This window comes from Agrobacterium sp. ST15.16.024, assembly GCF_027956545.1.
Taxonomy (GTDB): domain Bacteria; phylum Pseudomonadota; class Alphaproteobacteria; order Rhizobiales; family Rhizobiaceae; genus Agrobacterium; species Agrobacterium cucumeris.
Genome location: NZ_JAQKGO010000007.1, coordinates 84,058 through 105,268, shown reverse-complemented (window position 1 = coordinate 105,268; position 21,211 = coordinate 84,058). Strand labels below are relative to the sequence as shown.

General features: G+C 59.4%; 19 protein-coding genes. 4 read left to right on the top strand and 15 right to left on the bottom strand.

Going from position 1 to position 21,211, the window contains the following annotated elements:
- The first annotated feature begins 236 nt into the window (after positions 1 to 236).
- Entirely contained in the window at positions 237 to 557 is a 321-nt protein-coding gene (locus tag PL640_RS19385) for a hypothetical protein (RefSeq protein ID WP_003505663.1), read from the top strand.
- 157 nt (positions 558 to 714) lie between these two features.
- Entirely contained in the window at positions 715 to 1,737 is a 1,023-nt protein-coding gene (locus tag PL640_RS19380; RefSeq protein ID WP_271363118.1) for a LacI family DNA-binding transcriptional regulator, read from the top strand.
- A 212-nt stretch (positions 1,738 to 1,949) separates the two neighbouring features.
- Here PL640_RS19380 and PL640_RS19375 read toward each other — a convergent pair whose 3' ends face one another.
- The 7 genes from PL640_RS19375 to PL640_RS19345 all read right to left on the bottom strand — a co-directional run bounded on the left by PL640_RS19375 (position 1,950) and on the right by PL640_RS19345 (position 8,878).
- Positions 1,950 to 2,978: a trans-3-hydroxy-L-proline dehydratase gene (locus PL640_RS19375; RefSeq protein WP_142841959.1), complete on the bottom strand. Its 1,029-nt coding sequence runs from the start codon at positions 2,976 to 2,978 to the stop codon at positions 1,950 to 1,952.
- Positions 2,979 to 2,988: 10 nt separating this feature from the next.
- Entirely contained in the window at positions 2,989 to 4,698 is a 1,710-nt protein-coding gene (lhpI, locus tag PL640_RS19370) for a cis-3-hydroxy-L-proline dehydratase (RefSeq protein WP_271363117.1), read from the bottom strand.
- 13 nt (positions 4,699 to 4,711) lie between these two features.
- Positions 4,712 to 5,953, bottom strand: coding sequence for an NAD(P)/FAD-dependent oxidoreductase (locus tag PL640_RS19365; protein WP_271363116.1), 1,242 nt, complete (start codon positions 5,951 to 5,953; stop codon positions 4,712 to 4,714).
- Positions 5,953 to 6,675 carry an amino acid ABC transporter ATP-binding protein gene (locus PL640_RS19360; RefSeq protein ID WP_020811659.1) on the bottom strand — a complete coding sequence of 241 codons (723 nt, stop codon included), beginning with the start codon at positions 6,673 to 6,675 and terminating at the stop codon, positions 5,953 to 5,955. The genes PL640_RS19365 and PL640_RS19360 overlap by 1 nt, the downstream gene beginning before the upstream one ends.
- On the bottom strand, positions 6,668 to 7,321 hold the full coding sequence (locus tag PL640_RS19355) for an amino acid ABC transporter permease (RefSeq protein ID WP_065116851.1): 654 nt from the start codon (positions 7,319 to 7,321) through the stop codon (positions 6,668 to 6,670). Before PL640_RS19355 ends, PL640_RS19360 begins: the two co-directional genes overlap by 8 nt.
- A 12-nt stretch (positions 7,322 to 7,333) precedes the next feature.
- On the bottom strand, positions 7,334 to 7,999 hold the full coding sequence (locus PL640_RS19350) for an amino acid ABC transporter permease (RefSeq protein ID WP_065116852.1): 666 nt from the start codon (positions 7,997 to 7,999) through the stop codon (positions 7,334 to 7,336).
- A 72-nt stretch (positions 8,000 to 8,071) separates the two neighbouring features.
- Positions 8,072 to 8,878, bottom strand: coding sequence for an ABC transporter substrate-binding protein (locus tag PL640_RS19345; protein ID WP_142842085.1), 807 nt, complete (start codon positions 8,876 to 8,878; stop codon positions 8,072 to 8,074).
- A 378-nt stretch (positions 8,879 to 9,256) separates the two neighbouring features.
- Between PL640_RS19345 and PL640_RS19340 the strand changes: the two genes are divergently transcribed.
- Complete coding sequence (locus PL640_RS19340) at positions 9,257 to 10,294, top strand: Ldh family oxidoreductase (protein ID WP_271363115.1); 1,038 nt, start codon at positions 9,257 to 9,259, stop codon at positions 10,292 to 10,294.
- Positions 10,295 to 10,577: 283 nt separating this feature from the next.
- Here the strand turns inward: PL640_RS19340 and PL640_RS19335 are convergent, their stop codons facing one another.
- The 3 genes from PL640_RS19335 to ftsZ all read right to left on the bottom strand — a co-directional run bounded on the left by PL640_RS19335 (position 10,578) and on the right by ftsZ (position 13,616).
- Positions 10,578 to 11,543, bottom strand: coding sequence for a dihydrodipicolinate synthase family protein (locus PL640_RS19335; protein ID WP_142841955.1), 966 nt, complete (start codon positions 11,541 to 11,543; stop codon positions 10,578 to 10,580).
- 109 nt (positions 11,544 to 11,652) lie between these two features.
- The gene (locus PL640_RS19330; protein ID WP_080843068.1) at positions 11,653 to 12,351 is read right to left on the bottom strand and encodes a GntR family transcriptional regulator; all 699 of its coding nucleotides are present in this window, start codon (positions 12,349 to 12,351) and stop codon (positions 11,653 to 11,655) included.
- Positions 12,352 to 12,653: 302 nt separating this feature from the next.
- Positions 12,654 to 13,616 (bottom strand): cell division protein FtsZ, encoded by a 963-nt coding sequence (gene ftsZ / locus PL640_RS19325; RefSeq protein ID WP_046801213.1) that lies wholly within the window; start codon positions 13,614 to 13,616, stop codon positions 12,654 to 12,656.
- Between the two features lie 375 nt (positions 13,617 to 13,991).
- Between ftsZ and PL640_RS19320 the strand changes: the two genes are divergently transcribed.
- A complete protein-coding gene (locus PL640_RS19320; protein WP_142841954.1) occupies positions 13,992 to 14,435 on the top strand; it encodes a response regulator in 444 nt (147 codons plus the stop codon).
- Positions 14,436 to 14,915: 480 nt separating this feature from the next.
- On the opposite strand, the gene PL640_RS19315 is transcribed toward PL640_RS19320, so the two are convergent.
- From PL640_RS19315 to PL640_RS19295, 5 genes are all read right to left on the bottom strand, one after another.
- Positions 14,916 to 15,062, bottom strand: a complete 147-nt coding sequence (locus PL640_RS19315) for a DUF1127 domain-containing protein (protein ID WP_080843067.1) — start codon at positions 15,060 to 15,062, stop codon at positions 14,916 to 14,918.
- A 218-nt stretch (positions 15,063 to 15,280) separates the two neighbouring features.
- Entirely contained in the window at positions 15,281 to 15,883 is a 603-nt protein-coding gene (locus PL640_RS19310; RefSeq protein WP_052820447.1) for a hypothetical protein, read from the bottom strand.
- 137 nt (positions 15,884 to 16,020) lie between these two features.
- Positions 16,021 to 17,139 (bottom strand): ABC transporter permease, encoded by a 1,119-nt coding sequence (locus PL640_RS19305; protein ID WP_269699953.1) that lies wholly within the window; start codon positions 17,137 to 17,139, stop codon positions 16,021 to 16,023.
- Positions 17,136 to 19,910 carry a ribosome-associated ATPase/putative transporter RbbA gene (rbbA, locus tag PL640_RS19300; protein ID WP_271363113.1) on the bottom strand — a complete coding sequence of 925 codons (2,775 nt, stop codon included), beginning with the start codon at positions 19,908 to 19,910 and terminating at the stop codon, positions 17,136 to 17,138. The genes PL640_RS19305 and rbbA overlap by 4 nt, the downstream gene beginning before the upstream one ends.
- Before the next feature lie 11 nt (positions 19,911 to 19,921).
- Entirely contained in the window at positions 19,922 to 20,986 is a 1,065-nt protein-coding gene (locus PL640_RS19295; RefSeq protein WP_271363112.1) for an HlyD family secretion protein, read from the bottom strand.
- Between the last annotated feature and the right edge of the window lie 225 nt (positions 20,987 to 21,211).

The following is a 21,211-nucleotide window of genomic DNA, read 5'->3' as shown; positions in this document are numbered from 1 at the left end:
GAAAAATGTTCTCGATAACATTTCACCGCGATTGACAAAAAACTCCTCCCAAGAAACCGCGAAAGCCCAAAACCATGTGAATTTTCCTTAAAATTCAACAATTTCGACTGGTTATCGATTTTCCTCTTGTCGACACCGTTTCACGTTCTTGGCAGGATCAATAATGCATGTTATCGGTATCATTGCAAGTCCGATCTACAGAACTGTTGCATCGGGCATTCATTCGGGAGGAAACCATGTATACACGCTCGGCAATTTTCGAAGGCAGGATCCACCCCGGCCGGGAGGAGGAATTTTTCCGCATCGTCGAGGAAAAACTGCTGCCGGTCTGGAAACGCATGCCGAATGCGCAGGCCGTGCGGGTGATGCGCACCGAGCGCACCGACCCGGACGCAGCCTCAATCATCATGGTGCAGGAAATCGACTATCCTTCGATGGAAGCCGTCGAGGAAGCGCTGGTCTCGCCGGTCCGGCTGGAAGGCCGGGTACTGACGGATGAGATGATGAGCATGTGCGACGGACGTTTTTATCATCTGGTCTATAGCCGCGTCGCATAAATCCGGTGCACGCCGTATTGATCCGCAATCATACGGCGTGCTTTCCCTTGATATCTTCGTGTATGTCTTGTCCTGAAACGGTTCGAATTTAGGGAGACATGCTTTGGTGGAGCGCACGCCCTTGGCCGCAGCGTTAGTCACGTCAAAAAAAGCAACCATGAGCGACGTCTCGAAACTCGCGGGCGTCTCCAAGATGACCGTTTCGCGGGTGCTTGCCGATCCTGCCCTGGTGTCGGAAGAAACACGCCAGAAGGTAATGAAGGCCATCGAGAAGCTTGGCTATGTGCCGGATCGAATCGCCGGTTCGCTCTCTTCCCGGCGCACCAATTTCATCACCGCCATCCTGCCGACGCTCACCAACTCCAACTTCGCCGACAGTGCGCAGGGGCTGGCCAAGGCGCTGCGCGCGGCCGATTACCAGTTGCTGATCGGTTATACGATGTATGACCTGCAGGAAGAGGAGCGCGTCATCCGCACCATGATGGAGCGCCGTCCCGATGCCATCGTCGTCGCTGGCACGGTGCATACCAAGATGGCGAGCGAAGTTCTGATGCGCGCCGGCATTCCGATCGTGGAAATCTGGGACGTTCCGGAGCACCCCATCGACCATGCGGTTGGCTTCTCCAACTACGAAGTGGGAAGAAACGCCGCCAAATATCTGATATCGCTTGGTTTAAAGCGCATAGGCGCAATCGGCTCCCGGGCTGACGGCGCCGTGAACGACTGGCGCGGCGAAAGCCGCCTTGTCGGATTTGCGGCAGCGTTGCGCGAAGCCGGCATTTCCGACGATCTCATCATCCGCGAAGGCAGCGCACCAGTCTCCTATGATCACGGGGCAAAGACGCTCGGCTCCCTGCTTGCAAAGGCGCCCGATGTCGAAGGCATTTTCGCCGTCTCCGATATTTCCGCCGTCGGCGCGCTGATGGAATGTCACCGCCGCGGCATTGCCGTGCCCGATCAGGTATCCATCCTCGGTTTCGGCGATTTCGATATCAGCCGCCAATGTTACCCGGCGATTTCAACGATCCGGGTCGACGCCCAGATGATCGGCCGCAGGGCGGGCGAATTGCTGCTTTCGATATTGGAGCCGGAAAAGGATGCCGCTGTTCCCGAAGGCGCGCGGGTGGATGTCGGGTTCGAGCTGATCGTGCGGGAGACGACAAGGCGTCTCGGTAGATAAAGCGAACGACGGTGGAATGAGCGGGCGCCGCTTGTTTCTTCCCCCGCCGGGGAGAAGTCCGCGGCAGCGGGATGAGGGGGCAAGCTCTCCGAATTCCGGCAAGGTAGCCCCCTCATCCGACCCTTCGGGCCACCTTCTCCCCGGTGGGGAGAAGAAATACGCGGCACCGCCGTGGCGTACTCAACATTCCACCTGAGTGACCATTTGCGCCTTTACCGAGCACCCCAGGTATCCGTCAGCCGATACCCCTCCGGCCAAGGATCGGACGGATCAAGCATATGCTGGTGGATGCCGGTGACCCAGCCGCGGCCGGAGATTTCCGGCAGGATGGCCGGGCGGTCGCCAACTGTTGTTGTTCCGAGAATGCGGCCCGTGAAGGTCGAGCCGATCAGCGACACCGCCGTCAGCGTTTCGCCTTCCTTCATTTCGCCGCGTGCATGCAGCACGGCCATACGGGCGGAAAGCGCCGTGCCGGTCGGCGAGCGGTCCACTTTGCCCGGCTGGATGGCGACGGCCGCCCCTGCCCTGAGGCCTTCCGTCGTGCGCTCCACCTTGCCGGCGAAGAGGCAGAAGGAAAAATGGCGCCAGTCGGGGTTTTCAGGATGGTCGAAACCCAAAGCCTTGTTGGCGGCATTGGTGATGCGCACGCCGAGGCGGGCGATCTCATGCGCCTCTTCCGGCTTCAGGCTGAAACCCATCGCTTCGGCATCCACGATAACGAAGCTGTCGCCGCCATAGGCGGTGTCCACCTTCAGCGTGCCGAGGCCTTCGACCTCAAGCTCGACATCGAGCTTTGCGGCAAAGCTCGGCAGGTTCTGCACGAAAATGCGCTCGGCCTTGCCGTTACGGCATTCGGCGCGCACCTTCACCAGTCCGCCGGGCGCTTCCAGCAGCATATGGGTTTCCGGCTCCTGCATAGGCACGATGCCGCCATCCAGAAGCACTGTGGAAACGCAGATGGAATTGGAGCCGGACATGGGCGGCGTATCTTCCGGCTCCATGATGATGAAGGCGGCATCCGCGTCAGGATGTTTCGGCGGCACCAGCAGATTGACGTGGCGGAACACGCCGCCGCGCGGCTCGTTGAGCACGAAGTTGCGAAGCGTCTCATCACGGGCGATGAAGCGGCTCTGTTCCCAGATCGTCTCGCCCGGCGGCGGCTTCACCCCGCCGACGATCACATCCCCCACTTCACCTTCCGCATGGGCGGAAATCACATGAACTGTCTTGATACTGCGCATTCAGTTCTCCTCACGAAAGCCAGACAGGAAGGCGGGATACGGCACGGCCGGTCAGCGCGCTGTCAACGCAATCGGCAAGGCTGCCGAAGCGCACCGCGCGGCCGCTGAGGCCGGGGCCGTAATGGGCGTATTTGCCGGAATTGGTCATCAGTGCGCGGGTCTTCGTCGGAAAGACCGGCTCGGAAATCGAACACCAGCAGAGATCCGGCAGCACCTGCACGCCGCTGTCCTTCAGGCTCTGCAGCGTGCCGTCCTGCACGGCCGCATCGATGACCTGTTGACCGGCGGTGACAATGACGGCGACATCCGCATGGCGCTTGCGGCCATTAAACACGGCCGCCAGCGCCCGACATTCCTCCAGCGAGGCATGCGGACTGCCGATGGCGACGAGCTGCACCTCTTCCGGCCCCTCGTTCAGAAGCGACCAGCCGGCGGCCATATCGGCGAGCGAAATGGTCACTGTCCCGGCGGTTTCGAGCGGCGCAAGTCCCGCTTCGGGCGTCACGCCCTCGATATGCAGCATGGGCGAGGCAGAGGTGGTGCCGAAGGCGGCGCAAAGCGCTTTCAGATCATCCCGCGACGGTTTCGCAGCTCCAAGACCACGCAGCAGCGGAATGCAATCCGGCGCGGCCTTGCCGGCGAGATAACCGACGAGCGGCCAGAAGGCGTCATCGATGCCAGCTGGCAGGGCCACATCGACGATGCGCTGCGGCCGGCGGTTTTCTTCGAGATACACCCCCGAAAGCGGCGCCCTGCCCGTCATCGCAATGCAGAGATCGAGAAAATCCGGGTGCTTTGCGGTGCGGGCACCGAGCACCGTATTGGCGAAGATCACCGCATTCGACTCGGCCCAGCCGATCGATTCGCCGGCACTCGGCGCGCTGTCGAGCAGGTATGGGGAACAGGTGAAGGTGGGGCGACAGCCCATGCGCACATAGGCATCCGCCAGCCTTGCGGCCGGATCGCCGAAATCCTCCGGCACGCCCTGCGCCCGCCAATGCGCCTTGTCCACCGAAATGGCGTTCATGGTGGTCGGCACCCGCACCTTACCGCCCATGTCAGCCATTTTTTCGGCAAAGGTCAGGTTGGCGGGGCTGGCATAGATACAGCCATCGATATGGCCCTGCGTCACATCGACAAGCGCCGACGCCCCCTGCTGCGCGGCCATGGCGACGATGATGCGCATGGCTTGGCGTGTGGCAATGCCGTCGCGCCCTTCCAGCATTGCGCCATCCTCGTCCTTCAGGTCGAGATGGGCCGTCGCCGGCGGTGCGATGGCAAGCGAGATACCGTCGGCCTCAATGGTGTTCTCGTTGATGCTGACATGCGCAGCACGCGAGAAGCGGGCAAAACTATCTGCATCAAGGCGGACGACCGGCAGAGCCCTGTCGAACATTTCCGCCGCAACGAGGGCACCAAGCGTCAGGACGTCTTCAGCTTCGCAGAAAACCAGCGCCGAGGGCGCACGGCCGGTGAGGATGAGATCGAGCAGCACGCCGGAACCGGTGCAGGAGCCTCGACTGGTCGGCATGAACAGCACGCCGCCGGTGAGACAGATGCCATGCAGCGGGTGATGCACATCGATCACCATGCCAGTGGCGGGATCGACCCCGCCCCAGAAGCTCAGCGCCTCGGTGGTGGCGATGACCTTGCCTTGCGCGGCGCCGGCCAGAATGCTGCGCGCCTGAGGAGCAGCTATTGTCGAAACGGAAGAAGACATTGAAAAATCCCCGTCAGAAACGTTGCGGCGAAAATGCCCTTGTATCGATGACGGGCTTTTGCCCCGTCAGAAGATCGGCGACGATGCGGGCCGTGCCCGCCGATTGCGTCAGCCCCAGATGCCCGTGGCCGAAAGCATAAACCACCCGCGCCGTGTGCTGCGCTTGCCCAATAGCCGGCAGGCTGTCCGGCAGCGAGGGGCGAAAGCCCATCCACTGCTTGCCGCCTTCAGTTTTCAGGCCCGGCAGAAAAGCCTTTGCCTTGGTCAAAAGCGCCTCGGAACGGGCGAAATTGGCCGGAAGCTCCAGTCCGCCCAGCTCCACGGCACCGCCAACGCGGATACCGGAGGAAAGGCGGGTAACGACGAAACCATGGCCGCCGAAGGTGACCTGCGTGCGCAGATCGAAAGCACCTGGAGGCAGGGTGGTATTATAACCCCGTTCCGTTTCCAGCGGAATTTTTTCGCCAAGCGAGCGGGCGATGCGGTGCGAGAAAGCCCCCGCCGCCAGCACCACCTTGCCGGCCTTGCGGGTGCGGCCATCATGGCTCACCACCTCGACGCCATCGTCCAGCGGTCGGAGCGAGCCGACATCGAGGCATTCAATGCGGCCACCAATGCTGCGAAAATGCTCGGCCAGTGTCAGGGTGTAAAGCTTGGGATCGGCAATGGAAAACCAGCCGGGCGTAAAGGTGCCGCAGGTAAAACGCGGCGCGATGCCGGGCTGTATCTCGGCCATCTGTTCGGCGTTCAGATGCCGGAACTCGATGCCGTGGCGTTCGCGTGCCTTCCAGCTGGCAAGCGCGCTTTCGAATTCCGCTTCGCTTTCATAGACCTGAAGGTTCCCCTCCTTGCGCAGCATCGCAATCGTGTCCGTCTTTTTGAGAAACGGCTCCAGCTCTGCTTTGGAAAGGTCCATCAGCGCCGTCTGCGCGGTGGTGGAATGCTCGACTTTCGATGCCGCGCAGGCGCGCCAGAAGCGGAACATCCACGGTGCGATCTTCAGCGCATAGGCCGGCGGCACGCTGAGCGGCCCCAGCGGATCGATGAGCCATTTCGGCGCTTTCCAGAGAATGCCCGGCGATGCAAGCGGCAGGATATCGGTGAAGGCGAAGGCGCCGGCATTGCCGGCGGACGCGCCCGCCGCCGGTCCCTCACGATCGATGACCGTGACCGAAAGACCGCGGCCCTGCGCGGCGATTGCCGCCGAGAGGCCGACAACGCCGGCCCCTATGACGATGACATCATTTGCAGGCATTACCGCACGCTCGCCAGGAACTTCTGCGTTTCAGCATGCTGCGGCGCGCCGAACAGCTGGTCCGGCGTGCCGATTTCCGCCATCACGCCCTGATGGAAGAAGGCGACGCGGTTGGAGACATCACGGGCAAACGCCATTTCATGGGTGACGCAGATCATCGTCATGCCTTCATCCGCCAGCATCTTCAGCGTATCGAGCACTTCGCCGACCAGCATCGGGTCCAGCGCCGAGGTGACTTCGTCGAACAGCATATATTCCGGCGACATCGCAAGCGCGCGGGCAATCGCCATACGCTGCTGCTGGCCACCCGACATGCGGTTCGGATAGACCTTCAGCTTTTCGGCTAGGCCCACATGGGTCAATTGCTTGACCGCGATCTCCTCCGCCTGCTCCTTCGAGATGCCAAGAACCTTGCGCGGCGCCAGCATGACGTTTTCAAGCACCGTCAGATGCGGAAAGGCGTTCCATTGCTGGAAGACGATACCGACCTTGCGGCGCAGCTTGTTGAGGTCTGTCGATTTGGCATGCACTTCCGTGCCGTCGATGACGATCTTGCCGCTGTCGATCGGCTCCAGGCCGTTGATGCAGGTGAGCAGCGTCGATTTGCCGGAACCGGAACCGCCGATGATGGTGACGACCTCACCCTTGTTGACGGTGAGGTTGATCCCTTTCAGAACCTCCAGCGGGCCGAAGGATTTGCGGACGTTTTCGATCTCAATCATTGGGGGACCACCGTCTTTCGAGATACCCGCCGAAACGGGCGATGGGGAAGCTGATAAGGAAGTAGATGGCGCCGCAGATCATCAGGATGGTCAGCGGTTCCTGCAGGCGGGTAACGAGGATCTGCGAGGCGCGCAGAAGCTCGATAAGGCCAAGCCAAAGCACCAGGGCCGAATCCTTCATGACACCGAGCGTCAGTCCGATCCAGGATGGTAGCGAGACGCGGGTGGCGAGCGGCAGGACGATGTAGCGCATGTCCTGTGACCATGTCATGCCGAGTGAGCGGCAGGCACGGCGCGTATTGGACGGCACGGCATCGATGCCGCCGCGCACGATCTCGGTGCAATAGGCTGCCGTATAAAGCGACAGCACCACGCAGGAGGTGGTGAATGGCGGCCAGCCGAGCTTGGCGATCGACTGGAAGGCATTGCCGAGAACCAGCTGGATGAGCAGCGGCACGGAGCGGAAAATATCCAGCACGAAGGTCAGCGGCAGCGACCAATAGGGACCGAACTGGAAACGGATGATACCGAAGATGATCCCCATCAGGGTGCCTGCCGTGACGGCGACGGCGGTGACGGCAAGCGTCATGCCGGCACCCTTGGCCAGGAAGGCGAGATCACTCCAGGTGAGAGCGGTTTCAAACATGGCGCACCTCTCTCAGTAACGGAACAGACGCCAGGCCAGCAATCTGGCGGCGAGCGTGACGATCTTGGCGATCACGTAATAGATGACCGCGGCGAGCGCGAAGAATTCAAAGGTGCGGAACGAGCGCGCATTGAGCGCCTGCGTGACGCCGGCGAGATCCGTGTTCATGCCGACCGTGACACCGAGCGACGTCATGAGGATCGCCCAGACCATCTGGTTGGTGGCCGGCAGGAAAGCCACGCGCAGCATCTGCGGCAGGATGATCAGCCGGAAAGTCTGCATCGAGGTCATGCCAAGCGAACGGCCCGACCGCGTCTGCGTATCCGGTATGGCTTTCAGCGCACCGCGGAAATTCTCTGCCAGATAACCGGCATTGTTAAACGCGATACCGACCAGAAGCGCGGTATAGGGGCTGAGGTGGATGCCGAAATTGCCAAGCCCGAAATGGGCCATGTAAATCTGGAACAGTGCCGGCGTGTTGCGGGCAACCTCCACCCAGACGGAGGCCAAAGCGCCGAGAACGCGGTTGCCGGAGAGCCGGAACAGCGTCAGCAGGATGGCGAAGGTAAGACCGATCACCATCGACAGAAGGGCGATCTGCAGCGTTACCACCGCACCGTCCAGAAGCTGCGGCAAAGCCTTCAGCGCCTGATTCCAGTGGAATGTATAGTTGAACATTAAGCGTCCCGCCTTTTCAGAAACGATCAACGGCGCGATCATTTTGACCGCGCCGTTTACGAAAAGTCCTGATTAGCGATAAACGCCGTTGACGGTGAGCGAGGGAACTTCGCCGCCAACCCATTTTTCATAGAGTTCGGCGTAACGGCCGGTGCGAACCTGCTGGTTGATGAAGAGGTTCAGGTAGTTGATGAGCCCATATTCGTCACGGTTGGTGAAGAGCGCGACGTAATCGATATCATAGGGTGCCTTGCCGACGACCGAGATACCGGCAAACTTGCCGCCCTTGACGTTGGACTGCGCAACCGTGGAGGTGGAAACGGTGGCGTCGATCTGGCCCTGGCTGAGTGCGAGGAACACGTCGGCCTGCGTCTGGTAAGGACGGAACTCGCCGGTTCCCCACTCCTTGACCGACTTTTCAAGCGCGATGGCTTCGAACGTGCCGGCGGTTGCGCCGACCGTCTTGCCCTTCATGTCCTCGAAGGACTTAATGCCCGACTTGTCGTTGGCGGTAACAGCCATTTCGAAAGCGAAGTAAGGCACGGTCATGCCGACCGTCTTGGCGCGCTCCAGCGTATCGGAGGTCGAGGCAACACCGACATCGACGCGGCCCGACATCAGTGCCGGAATACGCTCGGGGAACGGCGTTTCGACGATTTCAGCCGTGACGCCGAGCGCCTTGGCGAGATCGTTGCAATAATCGACGTCGAAGCCAACAGGGTTGTTTGCGTCGTCACGCGAACCCATGGGCGGGAAATCGAGCACGACGGCGCAACGCAGCGTACCGGCGGAAATGATGTCGTCAAGCTTGTCGGCCTTGGCCGGCGTGATAACGGAAGTAGCGGCCAGAAGGCTGGCGATGATGACCGATTTTTTCATTCTTGATTGCTCCCACAATTGGTCTGCCGTTGAAGGCGCGGTCACTATTTCCCTATGGGGCCGATAAATCAACATAAAAATACAACTAGTATACAAAAAGAATTTTGCAGCTGCGAACAATCGGGATTTGCCGCATGGGTGGCTGCGCGGGGAACTGACGAAAAGTCTCTTTTCAGCCCAAGGACTTGCGCCAAAGCGAGTGCTGCGGCCCGCCCGCGAATGAGAGGGAAGAGGAAACCGTCACAAAAACTGAAAACTCTGTATCTTCGGTACCGATTTACGCTTTCGCGGCACTTCACCGAAAAGACGAGTTGCAATAGACATGTCTTTGTATACTTTATGTATTCAAGATGTGCGAGCCGATATCGGAGGATCATGATGAGCGACGCCACCACCCTGACCATTGATGCGCTTTCAAAGCGGATTGAAGAAATTTTCCGCAAGGCGGGGCTGAATGAGGTGCAGTCGGGAGCGCTTGCCCGCGTCATCACCGCCGGTGAACGCGACGCCTGCAAATCGCACGGCATCTACCGTATCGAAGGCGCGTTGCGCACCGTCAAGGCCGGCAAGGTGAAGCCCGACGCGATCCCTGATGTGGCTGAGGACGACGGCACGGCGATTGTCAAAGTCAACGCCAATGGCGGCTTTGCCAATCCCGCCTTCGAGCTGGGCCTGTCGGTTCTTGTCGAGCGGGCGAAACGTTCGGGCATCGCCGCACTCGTCATCAATGACTGCACACATTTCTCGGCGCTCTGGCCGGAGGTTGAGGGGCTGACATCGAACGGCCTCGCTGGACTGGTGATGTGCCCCAGCTACTCCACCGTTGCCCCCACAGGCGGCAGCAAACCACTGCTTGGCACCAATCCCTTCGCTTTCGGCTGGCCGCGCAAGGACACCTCACCTTATGTCTTCGATTTTGCCACGTCGGTTGCGGCGCGCGGCGAAATCGAACTGCACCGGCGCGCCGGCAAATCCTTACCCGAAGGATGGGCGCTGGACGCCGAAGGCAAGCCGACGACCGACCCGGAAGCCGCGTTGGCCGGTTCCATGCTGCCTTTTGGTGGCCACAAGGGATCGGCGATCGGCACCATGATCGAACTTCTTGCCGGCATCATGATCGGTGACCTGACCAGCCCCGAAGCCCTCGATTTCCTCGGCACGACAACACTTGCCCCGACCCATGGCGAATTGATCGTCGCATTTTCTCCGGAAGCCTTCGCCAAGGGCCGCCCGGGCGACCCCTTCCAGCGCGCGGAAGTGCTGTTCGACGCCATCATCGGCCAGGGCGCCCGCCTGCCCTCCGGCCGCCGCTTTGCGGCGCGCGTCAAATCCGAGAGCGAAGGCATTACGCTTTCCGCTGCGGAAATGGCCGGACTCGACCGGCTGCTGGAGAAGGGTCTGGACGCAGTCTCCTGACCATTTGGATGTGGAAATGAAAAAAGGCCCGCAATTGCGGGCCTCATGGCAACAACGTCACTCAGCGTTTTTTGCGACTGCATAGCATCCCCGCTCCGTCACCCCGGACTAGATCCGGGGTCCAGGGCGATCAAGTCCTTGATCGCGGAAGACTCTTTCACGGCGCAGACGCGCCGTGGCTGGATGCCGGATCTAGTCCGGCATGACGGAGGAGAGGCATCAAACCTCATCACATGCAAAAAAGGCCCGCAGTTGCGGGCCTTTTTTTCGCAGCAGCAATATCTCAGGCAGCCTTGCAGGTCTGAACGGCGCCCGGAAGCTTGCTCCAGTCGGCATACCAGCTGTTGAACAGCTTGAACTGCGCCTCGACATAACCGCGCTGGCTGTCCGTCAGGGCATCGGTTTCGTTGAAATGCAGCGTGTATTCCCTGTCGCCCTTCAGCACCATCATGTGCTTAAAATAAAGAACCAGATCCGGACCTTCATCAAAGGAGGAGAGTATGGCCAGCGCCTGCTCCAGTTCCAGCGCGCGGCTGCGGGCATCCGCATCACCCTTGGCAGCGGCCTGCGACAGCTTGCAGAGATGAATGACTTCCTTCGGCAGCACGTTGCCGATGCCGGTGATGGCGCCGGTTGCGCCGCAATTGACGAAACCGTGGAAAACGGCGGTATCGACGCCGATCATCAGCGTCACTTCATCATCGCGGCTGGTGATGTTTTCAGCTGCATAACGCATATCAGCCGGGCCGCCGAATTCCTTGAAACCAATCAGGTTCTTGTGTTCGGCGCGCAAGGCGAAGAAGAGATCGGCGCGGGTGGCGAAACCGTAATAGGGGCTGTTGTAGATAACGGCCGGAATTTCAGGAGCGGCCGAGAGAATGGCCTTGAAGTGCGCCTTCTGCGCCGCGATGACCGAACCGCGAGACAGGACGCGGGGGATAACCATCAGGCCCTTGGCGCCAACCTTCTGGGCATGCGCGGCATGCGCCACGGCAGACGCCGTGTTCACCGCGCCGGTGCCGACGATAACAGGGATGCCAGCCTTGACCAGACGCTCCACGCCTTCCATGCGCTGCTCATCGGTGAGAAGCGGCCAGTCGCCCATGGAACCGCAATAAACGACGGCCGACATGCCATCGGCGATCAGTTCCTTGCCCTTGCGCACAAGCGCATCAAAATCAGGAGTGCGATCATCCTTGCAGGGGGTCATCAAGGCGGGAATCACGCCGGAAAAAATGCTGGCCGTCATTATTAGCTCCTAAGGCACATGGTTCTCAGGAATGGACGCAGCTATGCGCCACCCTTTCAACAAGGACATTACTATCTTGTATTTTATTTGTCGACAAGAAATCGACAAGCTACAGATTTATTTCCAGCCGCTCATTCCGCACCAGCAATTTCTGCACCTGCTGCACGATCTGTTCGGCATGTTCACGCGCCAGTTTTTCGGAAAGGGCGATATCGCGGGCGGCGATGGCGGCGATCATTGCATCGTGATCATGGACGAAACGCTTCGGCAGACGATCCTCATAAGACTGATAATAAAGCCTCAGAATGCGCCGTCCCTCATCCAGCAGGCGCTTGAACAGGCTGGTGAAATAGGGGTTTCGGCCTGCCTCGGCGATGGAAAGGTGAAGGGCTGCATTGGTGGAAATCATCGCCAGCGCATTCTGCTCTTCCACCGCAATGGCGAATTCCGCATTGTGGGCGCGGATTCCGGCCAGATCCTCGGGGCGATGATATTGTGCCGCAAGCTGGGTGGTGACCCGGTACATCAGCACCAGCGCATCGAAATAGGTGTGCATGTTGAGGAAGTCGATATTCGACACCATGGTCGACCGGTTCGGCAGCGTATCGATCAGCCCCTCGCCCGAAAGCCGCACCAGCGCCTCACGGATCGGCGTGCGCGACATCTTGAATCGTTCGGCAAGCTGCACCTCGTCAATGGGGCTTCCCGGCGGCAGGACCAGATCGAGAATCTCGTCGCGCAGCAGATCATAGACCATCTTTACGCCGGAGCCGCGCTTGCGCTCGGCAGAAGCAATTATATCCGTCATAACCAAATCCTTCTTGTCGACATAAAGAGTACTATTATCTTTTTTCGTTATCAACGATGCGTTGCAACCCCGCCTCCCCGAATGGCGGAATAATTGTTCAAAAACAACAAAAAGCCGTCACGAAAATTACCCGCGACGGCTTTTAATTGTTCGGTTTGTGGCGTGAACGCTGTTTATAAAATGTCGTCGCTTAGTTTATCGGAGAACGGGGAGCACGCTGCCTGTCTCTTCTCCCCGCCGGGGAGAAGAAACGAGCCGCACCCTCGTACTCCCCCATAACTCCCTGTCGCTGTAGCTGCGCCTCAGTTGCGCAGGCCGGTGGCCACGACGGAGATCTTGAAAGCACCGTCCAGCGTTGGGTCGAAGGAAGCGCCCATAACCACATCCGTCTCCTCGCTCACCGCCTCGCGCACCAGCGTCATAGCCTCGTCGATCTCATAGAGTGTCAGATCGTTGCCGCCGGAGATGGCCACCAGCGCACCGCGCGCTTCTTTCAGCGACGGTTCGCCGAGCAGCGGGTTGGCGATGGCGGCTGCCGCCGCTTCCGAGGCGCGCTTTTCGCCCTTGGCCTGTGCCGTGCCCATCAGCGCCCGGCCGCCATTTTTCATAACGTAACGCACATCGGCAAAATCGAGATTGACGAGACCCTCGCGCAGGATGAGATCGGTCACGCAACGCACGCCGAGCGACAGGACCTTATCGGCCGTCTTCAGCGCATTCTCGAAGGTGGTGCCGGCGTCAGCGATGCGCAGCAGGTTCTGGTTGGGAATGACAATGACGGTATCGGCGGTATTCAACAGGTTGGCAAAGCCGTATTCGGCAGCCCGCATGCGGCGCGCACCTTCAAAGCTGAAAGGAAGCGTAACGACGCCAACAGTCAGGATGTTCTTTGCCCGGCAGGCTTCCGCAATCACCGGGGCAGCGCCCGTGCCGGTGCCGCCGCCCATGCCGGCGGTGATGAAACACATATCGTAACCGCTCAAATGATCCATGATCTCATCGAGTGAATCGATCGCCGCCTGCCGGCCGACCTCAGGATCGGCCCCTGCACCAAGTCCGCCGGTCAGCTCGGAACTGAGCTGCACCATCCGCGGCGCGTTGGTTTTCTTCAGTGCCTGCGCATCCGTATTGGCGGCGATGAAATCGACCCCGCTAATCCCTTCGGAGATCATGTTGTTGATCGCATTTCCGCCACCGCCACCAACGCCGACGACAGCGATATTGGGAGTGTTGCGGGCAATCGAAGCGCGCGGAGACTGGGTCATCGTGTTATTCTCTTTCTAAACTCATAGGGTCCCGCGCCGTTTTGGCCGCGGCACGCGAATGATCGGCGGCGTTCCCGCACTTCCTTCCTGGTGCACGAAGGAGGCTTTAACGCGTTGAATTGCATATAAGCTATCGGCCGATTGCGGCCAAAAGACTTGTGCTCCAGCGGCGAAAGATGCGCTACGGCAACGTTCTCCCACCCTTCCCCCGGATGAAAACCAAACCGAATCAACTGCTTCGCTATTGAATGGTGATAGCCGAAAAGGCACGCCGTTTACACTCCATTCACTATGTTTATCTCAGTTTGGAACGAGTTGTGCCGACAGGTGTTTGCTTGCCGACAGCGCTTGGGCGCACAGAATGGAGGCAGGCATATGTTGGCAGACGTCTTGCAAAGCGAACCGGGTTTCCGCTTGGAACAACCGCGGGTGCTGATCGTCGAAGATGAGTTCCTCATCGCCATGGATATAGAGGATTCCATTCTCCAGGCGGATGAAGAGGCAGACGTCATCGGCATCGCCAACCGGCTGGATGAGGCTGTTGCACTCGGCAGCCGCGCCGACATCGCCTTCGTCGACGTCAACCTTGCCGACGGCCAGACCGGCCCCGAGATCGGCCGACGTCTTTCCCAGGATCATGGCGTCGTGGTGATTTTCATGACGGCAAACCCGGAAGTTGTCGTCAATCTCGGCATCGGTGCCGGAGTGATTGCCAAGCCCGTGCCACAGGACGCGGTGGAGCAATGCCTGTCCTACGCGCTTGCCAAACGCGCCGGTACACATGCGGTGACCCCGATCGGCATGATGCCGTTCGATTGAGGCAATTCCTGAAAATAAGGTGACCTGAAGATAGGGCTGAAAACAGAAAAGCCTGCCGCGGGAGGAGGTGCGGCAGGCTTCTGAAAAGATGAACAGCGATATGGGAGGAGGAAAACCGCTGTCCCCGGGGCAATCCTTGGGAGGAGGAGTAGGATCACCCGCATTATCAAAAGGATGTGGGAGGAGGTACATCCGTTTCGATGATTGGAAGATAGCATTTTCCTGCGCATTTCACAGGCATAAGCTTGCAGTACAGATATGCATTTTGTGCATGGCGAATTTTACGCCGCGGGATATCGATGCAATAGTTCCCCGTCCCTACCGCATCGTCTGCAAAAAACGCGACATCCGTATTTCACGCAATCGGGCAAAACCTCGTTACAGGCGCCCCAAGGCGACGACGAGATTAAATGAGCTGCAAAAACAAAAACGCCCGCGAAGCGGGCGTTTGGGCATTAAGACACGGCAATATCGTCTTGATTATTTGCCGATTGCGGCGCGGGCAACGCTGGTGATCTGGCTGCGGTCGAGACCGAGATCGTGCAGTTCACGGGTGCTCATGCGGCCCAGTTCGTTGATGGTCTGACGATATTTGCGCCAATTGTTAAAGCTGCGTGCTACGTTCATGACATGACCCTTTCTTGAGGTTTAGGTGACGTCAGCAACGTTTTCGTTCCGGCGTCCTTTGATGCCCTCTATATGCGCTTTCCCATGCCCAATGAACAGGCAGAATAAGGCAATCCACCCATGCACCAGACGCAAGGGTTCACCATGACGATTTGCAGCGAAAAAGAAACGTGACTGAAATTCAGCCGGTTCGCGGCGCTTTGCCCGGCGCTTTCGTCTCAAAACTTGTAGCGGACACCGAATACATTGGCGTTTGTGGCGCCCTTCATATTGCCCAAAGTTTTGCCACCGCCGGAACGGTGGTGAAGACGCCAGAAGAATTCCGTCGAGGAATCCTCGCTGAAGGAGACGTTGATTTCCGGCCCGAGATAAAACAGGACATTGGCATTGCCGTCGTCCTTGATTTCCTGCTCACGCTCGCGGCCCGGCTGCGCATCCGTGACAAGGCTGAGACCGGCGGTAAAGCTTGGCGTGATGAACAGCCGCTCCCCAAGCCTGATCTGCTCATACCGGGCGACCGGGCCCGCCCAGACCTCGCCGGTGAAGCCTTTGCCAAATCTGGCGGCAATGCCGATCTCGCCGCCCAGTTTTACATTGCCGATGCGGTAGGGATAAAACTGGTAGCCGCCGCCGATAGTGGCGTTTCTTTCATATTCCACGGGAATGAGCGCCGCACTTTTCAGCATGTCTTCTTTCGTCATGGCGCCAGCGAAACCGAATATCGCCTCGCTCGTCTCCGACGTCATATCTTCAGAGGCGAAAGATGATGTCGCGGCCAGTGCGATCATGGCCGTCAAAGACAGACGTGCTGCAATATTCATTATGCTACTCCTGAACAAAGCCCGCTTTTACCCAGCCGTCCTCATAGGCATATTCCTGGAAGGCGAACATACCGTTACCGAACACAATTAATTCAACTTGTCCGGAAATGGCGTAAAAGTGGCGGGTTCCCCTCACTTCAACGCAGAAAACGCCGGAAGCGGCGAAGCGCAAAGATAAAGAGCGCCGAACCGATGGCGAGCAGCGCCAGCAGTTGCGGCCACACCACATCCAGCCCCGCGCCCCTGAAAAGCACCGATTGCGCCAGGATGACGAAATGGGTGTTGGGTGCGAGAAGCATGAGATACTGGATGATATCAGGCATGCTTTCACGCGGCGTCATGGCGCCGGAAAGCACCTGCAACGGCAGCAGGAACAGGATCAGCAACATGCCGAATTGCGGCATGGACCCGGCAACCGTTGCGAGGAATATGCCCATCGACGTCATGGCGAAGAGTTGCAGGGCAGTTCCAAGCAGAAAGAGCAAGAGCGAGCCTTCGATGGGAATGGCAAGCAGACCCCTGACAACAACGAACAGCGAAAATGCCGAAGCCACCAGCACAACAAGGCCCATGGACCAGACCTTGCTGAGCATGATTTCCAGCGGCGTGACCGGCATGACCAGCAGATGCTCGACCGTGCCATGCTCACGCTCGCGAATGAGCGCCGCTCCCGTCAGTACGATCGACAGCATGGTGATGGCGGTAATGATGTTGTTGATCGAGCCGAACCAGGATTTGTCCAGTTCCGGGTTGAAGCGGGAGCGCAGCGTCAGGTCCACCGGCACCGAAGTCACACCGCGATATCGGTTCATATATTCCTGAACTTCGCTCGTCACGATGGTCTGCACATAACCGCCGCCGCTGAAAGCCTGGCTCATGCGGGTGGCGTCGATATTGAGCTGGATCGCGGGTTGCTGCCCGGCCATCAGTCGACGCTGGAAATCCGGTGGAATATTAAGCGCGAAGGTATCGAGCCCGGCATCCATGCGCTTGTCCATTTCCGCGATCGAAATCTGCTTCGGCGGCGCGAAATAGGGCGGATAAAAAGCTGTGCTGATGCGGCCGGAAAGCGGCGACTGATCCTCGTCGACAATGGCGATGGCGGCATTGTTGAGCGTTTCCGGCAGCGCGCTGGAGCCGGTGTAGATCTGCAGTGTGAAAGCGTAGACAATCAAGAGCAGCAACATGCCGTCACGCGCCAGACCGCGCAGTTCCTTGATGCCGAGCTGGAAGATGTTGGACGAAAACAACCTCATGACGCCTGTTTCCTCAAAAGGGCGGCGCCGGCGATGAGCAGCAGCGGAATGGCGATGATGAGCGGCAGGAACGAGCCGGAAAGGCCGGCGAAATCCAGCCCCTTTGAGAAGGTGCCGCGCGAAATTGTCATGAAATAGGTGGCGGGATAGATGTTGCCGATAAAGGCCCCCGCCCCCTGCAGCGACGAAACGGGATCGATCATGCCCGAATATTGCGTCGCCGGAATGAGCGTCAGCAAGGCGGTGCCAAAGATCGCCGCGATCTGGCTTTTCATGAAGGACGACATGACGAGACCGATGGATGTGGCGATGATGACGAAGAGCAAAGCGCCCGTCGCGTAAGCAAGATAATTGCCGGTAAACGGCACCCGGAAGATGAAGATCGCAAATGCTGTCAAAAGCAGGAAGTTGAGCATGCCAAGCGCAACGTAGGGAAGCTGCTTGCCGATCAGGAATTCCAGCCGCGTCGTCGGCGTCACGTAAAGATTGACGATGGAGCCGAGCTCCTTTTCCCGGACGACGCTGAGTGCCGAAAGCATGGCCGGTATGAGCATCAGCAGCAGCGGAATGACCGCCGGCACCATGGCGACAAGGCTTTTGACATCGGGATTGTAACGATAGCGCGTTTCGATGCTGAAACTGCTTTGCGTCGCCGCGCTGCCGTAGATTTCACTCGCCTTGCGCGCCAGCCATGTCTGATGCATGCCCTGCACGTAACCGCGCACGGTCTCCGCGCGCTGCGGCATGGCGCCATCGATCCATGCGCCAACCTCCACCGTCTTGCCACGCAGGACATCGCGGCCGAAACCGGGCGGGATTTCGATGGCAAGGCTGAGTTCCCCGTCGCGCATGCGCCTGTCCATATCGGCATAGTCGCGGATCGGTTCCTTCTCAATGAAATAGCGCGAGCCGGCTATGTCCAGCACGTAATCGCGGCTGATGGTGGAATCGTCGCGGTCCAGCACCGCGAAGGTCAGATCCTCGACATCGAGATTGATACCGTAGCCGATCACGAACATCAGGATGACACTGCCGAGCACCGCCAGCGTGCCGCGAATGGGGTCGCGCTGCAGTTCCAGCGCCTCACGGCGCGTATAGCTGAACATGCGTCTGACATCGAAGAAACGTTTGCGAGCAGGTGTTGCATGTTGCGTCACGGGTACGTCTGCTACCGCGGCGGACGCTGTCGCGGGCTCCGCCTTTTTGACACCGGAGGCATCCTCGAGATAGGCGACAAAAGCCTCCTCCAGCGTCGCGGCATCGCGGCTTTTGGTAATCGCGTCAGGCGTATCGCTGATCAGCACCTTGCCGGCATGCATCAGCGAAATCCGGTCGCAGCGCTTCGCTTCATTCATGAAATGGGTGGAGATGAAGATGGTGACATTGTCGTTACGCGACAGATCCGCGAGGATTTGCCAGAAGCCGTCCCGCGCCACCGGGTCAACACCCGAGGTCGGCTCATCGAGGATGAGAATGTCAGGTGAATGGATCATCGCCACGGCCAGCGACAGCCTTTGGCGGATGCCAAGCGGCAGGTCGTCAGGCATGGTTTCCATGACCTCACCCAGATCGAAACGCTCCGCCATCTCGGCGATACGCGGCTGAATGGTTTCTTCCGGCAGCTTGAACAGCCGCGCGTGCAGATCAAGGTTCTGGCGCACGGTCAGTTCGGAATAGAGCGAGAACGCCTGGCTCATGTACCCGACGCGGTGGCGGATCGCCATGTCGCTGGCATCCACCTTGTGCCCGAACAGTTTCGCTTCGCCTTCGCTGGCGGCCAGAAGCCCGGTCAGCATCTTCATGGTGGTGGATTTTCCGCAACCATTCGAGCCGAGAAAGCCGAAAATCTCGCCGCGCGGGATTTTGAAGCTGACATTGTCGACGGCGGTGAAATCACCGAAGCGCATGCTGAGATGCGACGCCTCAATGGCATAGTCGCCATCATCCGCCACCGTGCGTGGCGCGATATGCACCTCGTGATAATCCTTGCGCTTTTCTTCCGGCAGGAGAGCGATGAAGGCGGTATCGAGATTGGCGGTCGAGGTGCGTTCGAGAAGTTCGTCGGGGGAGCCGGTGGCGAGGATTTTGCCGCCATCCATGGCGACCAGCCAGTCGAAACCGGCTGCCTCTTCCATATAGGCCGTGGCGACGATCACACTCATGCCCGGACGTCCGGCACGGATCGTATCGATCAGCTCCCAGAACTGCCGGCGCGACAGCGGGTCGACGCCGGTGGTCGGCTCATCGAGAATGAGCAGGTCAGGATCGTGGATCAGCGCGCAGCAGAGCCCGAGCTTCTGCTTCATGCCGCCGGAAAGTTTCATGGCCGGGCGGTCCGTAAAAGGCTCCAGACCGGTACTCTTGAGCAATTCGGCGATACGCGCCTGCCGCTCCCTGCTGCCCTGCCCGAACAGCCTGCCGAAGAAATCGATATTCTCGAAGACGGACAGGGTCGGATAGAGGTTCTTGCCGAGACCCTGCGGCATATAGGCAATGCGCGGGCAGGTATCCTCACGGTGGCGCGGATCGGACATATCGCCGCCCAGAACCTCCACTTTTCCCTTTTGTATGGCGCGTGCGCCGGAGACAAGCGACAGCAGGCTGGATTTACCGACACCATCCGGCCCGATAAGCCCGATCATCCGGCCAGCGGGAATCTCGACCGATATGTCGGCCAGCGCTACCGTGCTGCCAAAGGTCAGCCGCACATCCGCCAGCCGCGCGACGGGCGCATTCGGATCGTTTTTCGTATTCGTAGAGGGCGCGACCATGGCGGCCACCGTCACTTGACGAGATTGCGTTCGAGGTTTTCCGGCCAGGCGGCCTGCGGATCAAGCCGGACATAGGCCATGCCGGGCAGACCGGTTTTGACATATTGAATATATTTCTGCAGCAGCTCCTGCGGAATTTGCGCCCGCACCCGGAACGTCAGCTTCTGGCGCTCCTCTTCGGTCTCCACCGCTTTGGGTGTGAATTGCGCGACATCGGCAACGAAGGAAACCTTGGCCGGAATGGTATATTGCGGCGCGGCGTCGAGGATCAGGCGGACATCGGAGCCCATGGACGTGCGGCCGGCCTCGGCCGTCGGCAGGAAAAACGTCATATAGACATCGCCGAGATCGACGAGGTTGAGAACCCGCCCACCGGCGGAGAGCACTTCTCCCGGCTGGGCGATACGATATTGCACACGACCGTCGCGGGGCGATTTCAGTGTCGCATCGGCAATGTCGGTCTCGATGCTGTCGATATCGGCCTGCGCCGCATCCACAGCCGCTTCGGCATCAACGATCTGCGCCCTGGCGGCATTGATTGCCGCGTCGGATGCGGCAAGCGAAGCCTGCGCCGAAGCAAGCGTGGCACGGGCGGATTGCTCGGCCGCCTCGCTGTCGTCGACGATCTGCTGCGACACGGCGTTGCCCGTCAGCAGCTGTTTGGAGCGTGTATTGGTCTTCGACGCGGAATCGAGTTGCGCCTTGCGCTGTTCGACCACCGCCTGAGCGGAGGTTTTTTCCGCTTCCCGCTGGGCAACGAGGCTGTTGGCGGTATCGATGGCAATTTTCGCGCGGCGAAGCTGCGCTTCCGCCTGACGTTTCCTGGCTTCCAGCTGGGCCGTGTCCATCTGCGCAAGCACTTGCCCGGCTTTCACGAAATCGCCTTCGCGCACCATGATATCCTTAAGGCGGCCGGCGGTTTTTGTGGAAATGTCGATCTCGACTGCCTCGATCCGGCCGTTACTGGCCACAAAGCCGGCGGGAAGTCCCTCTCCCTTCAATTTTGACCAGGAGAAATAGGCGACACCGGCAATAACCAGAACCACCAGACCAATGAGCAAGCCTTTTTTAGACATCCGTCTTCCCCATGAACCCTTCAGGTTTCAACCGTAATACGATGAAACCGAAGAAGCCAGCCACCTTTGCGTTTAGAATTTGTACCCGACATTTCTCCTGTTCGGGGAGTGGCCGGGTCACGGGGTGTTTAGGTATCGTGGAGCTTAGCGGCCTTGATACAAGTCAATTCCCCCAAGGATGTTATGGAAAGGTAGCCGGAACAGGGCAAGTTCCGCACGCCGATT

What these genes read in the sequence shown, in the direction of transcription:
- PL640_RS19385 (WP_003505663.1), top strand. Translation starts at nt 237, where the DNA reads ATGTATACACGCTCGGCAATTTTCGAAGGCAGGATCCACCCCGGCCGG.
- PL640_RS19380 (WP_271363118.1), top strand. Translation starts at nt 715, where the DNA reads ATGAGCGACGTCTCGAAACTCGCGGGCGTCTCCAAGATGACCGTTTCG.
- PL640_RS19375 (WP_142841959.1), bottom strand. Translation starts at nt 2,978, where the DNA reads ATGCGCAGTATCAAGACAGTTCATGTGATTTCCGCCCATGCGGAAGGT.
- lhpI (WP_271363117.1), bottom strand. Translation starts at nt 4,698, where the DNA reads ATGTCTTCTTCCGTTTCGACAATAGCTGCTCCTCAGGCGCGCAGCATT.
- PL640_RS19365 (WP_271363116.1), bottom strand. Translation starts at nt 5,953, where the DNA reads ATGCCTGCAAATGATGTCATCGTCATAGGGGCCGGCGTTGTCGGCCTC.
- PL640_RS19360 (WP_020811659.1), bottom strand. Translation starts at nt 6,675, where the DNA reads ATGATTGAGATCGAAAACGTCCGCAAATCCTTCGGCCCGCTGGAGGTT.
- PL640_RS19355 (WP_065116851.1), bottom strand. Translation starts at nt 7,321, where the DNA reads ATGTTTGAAACCGCTCTCACCTGGAGTGATCTCGCCTTCCTGGCCAAG.
- PL640_RS19350 (WP_065116852.1), bottom strand. Translation starts at nt 7,999, where the DNA reads ATGTTCAACTATACATTCCACTGGAATCAGGCGCTGAAGGCTTTGCCG.
- PL640_RS19345 (WP_142842085.1), bottom strand. Translation starts at nt 8,878, where the DNA reads ATGAAAAAATCGGTCATCATCGCCAGCCTTCTGGCCGCTACTTCCGTT.
- PL640_RS19340 (WP_271363115.1), top strand. Translation starts at nt 9,257, where the DNA reads ATGAGCGACGCCACCACCCTGACCATTGATGCGCTTTCAAAGCGGATT.
- PL640_RS19335 (WP_142841955.1), bottom strand. Translation starts at nt 11,543, where the DNA reads ATGACGGCCAGCATTTTTTCCGGCGTGATTCCCGCCTTGATGACCCCC.
- PL640_RS19330 (WP_080843068.1), bottom strand. Translation starts at nt 12,351, where the DNA reads ATGACGGATATAATTGCTTCTGCCGAGCGCAAGCGCGGCTCCGGCGTA.
- ftsZ (WP_046801213.1), bottom strand. Translation starts at nt 13,616, where the DNA reads ATGACCCAGTCTCCGCGCGCTTCGATTGCCCGCAACACTCCCAATATC.
- PL640_RS19320 (WP_142841954.1), top strand. Translation starts at nt 13,992, where the DNA reads ATGTTGGCAGACGTCTTGCAAAGCGAACCGGGTTTCCGCTTGGAACAA.
- PL640_RS19315 (WP_080843067.1), bottom strand. Translation starts at nt 15,062, where the DNA reads ATGAACGTAGCACGCAGCTTTAACAATTGGCGCAAATATCGTCAGACC.
- PL640_RS19310 (WP_052820447.1), bottom strand. Translation starts at nt 15,883, where the DNA reads ATGAATATTGCAGCACGTCTGTCTTTGACGGCCATGATCGCACTGGCC.
- PL640_RS19305 (WP_269699953.1), bottom strand. Translation starts at nt 17,139, where the DNA reads ATGAGGTTGTTTTCGTCCAACATCTTCCAGCTCGGCATCAAGGAACTG.
- rbbA (WP_271363113.1), bottom strand. Translation starts at nt 19,910, where the DNA reads ATGGTCGCGCCCTCTACGAATACGAAAAACGATCCGAATGCGCCCGTC.
- PL640_RS19295 (WP_271363112.1), bottom strand. Translation starts at nt 20,986, where the DNA reads ATGTCTAAAAAAGGCTTGCTCATTGGTCTGGTGGTTCTGGTTATTGCC.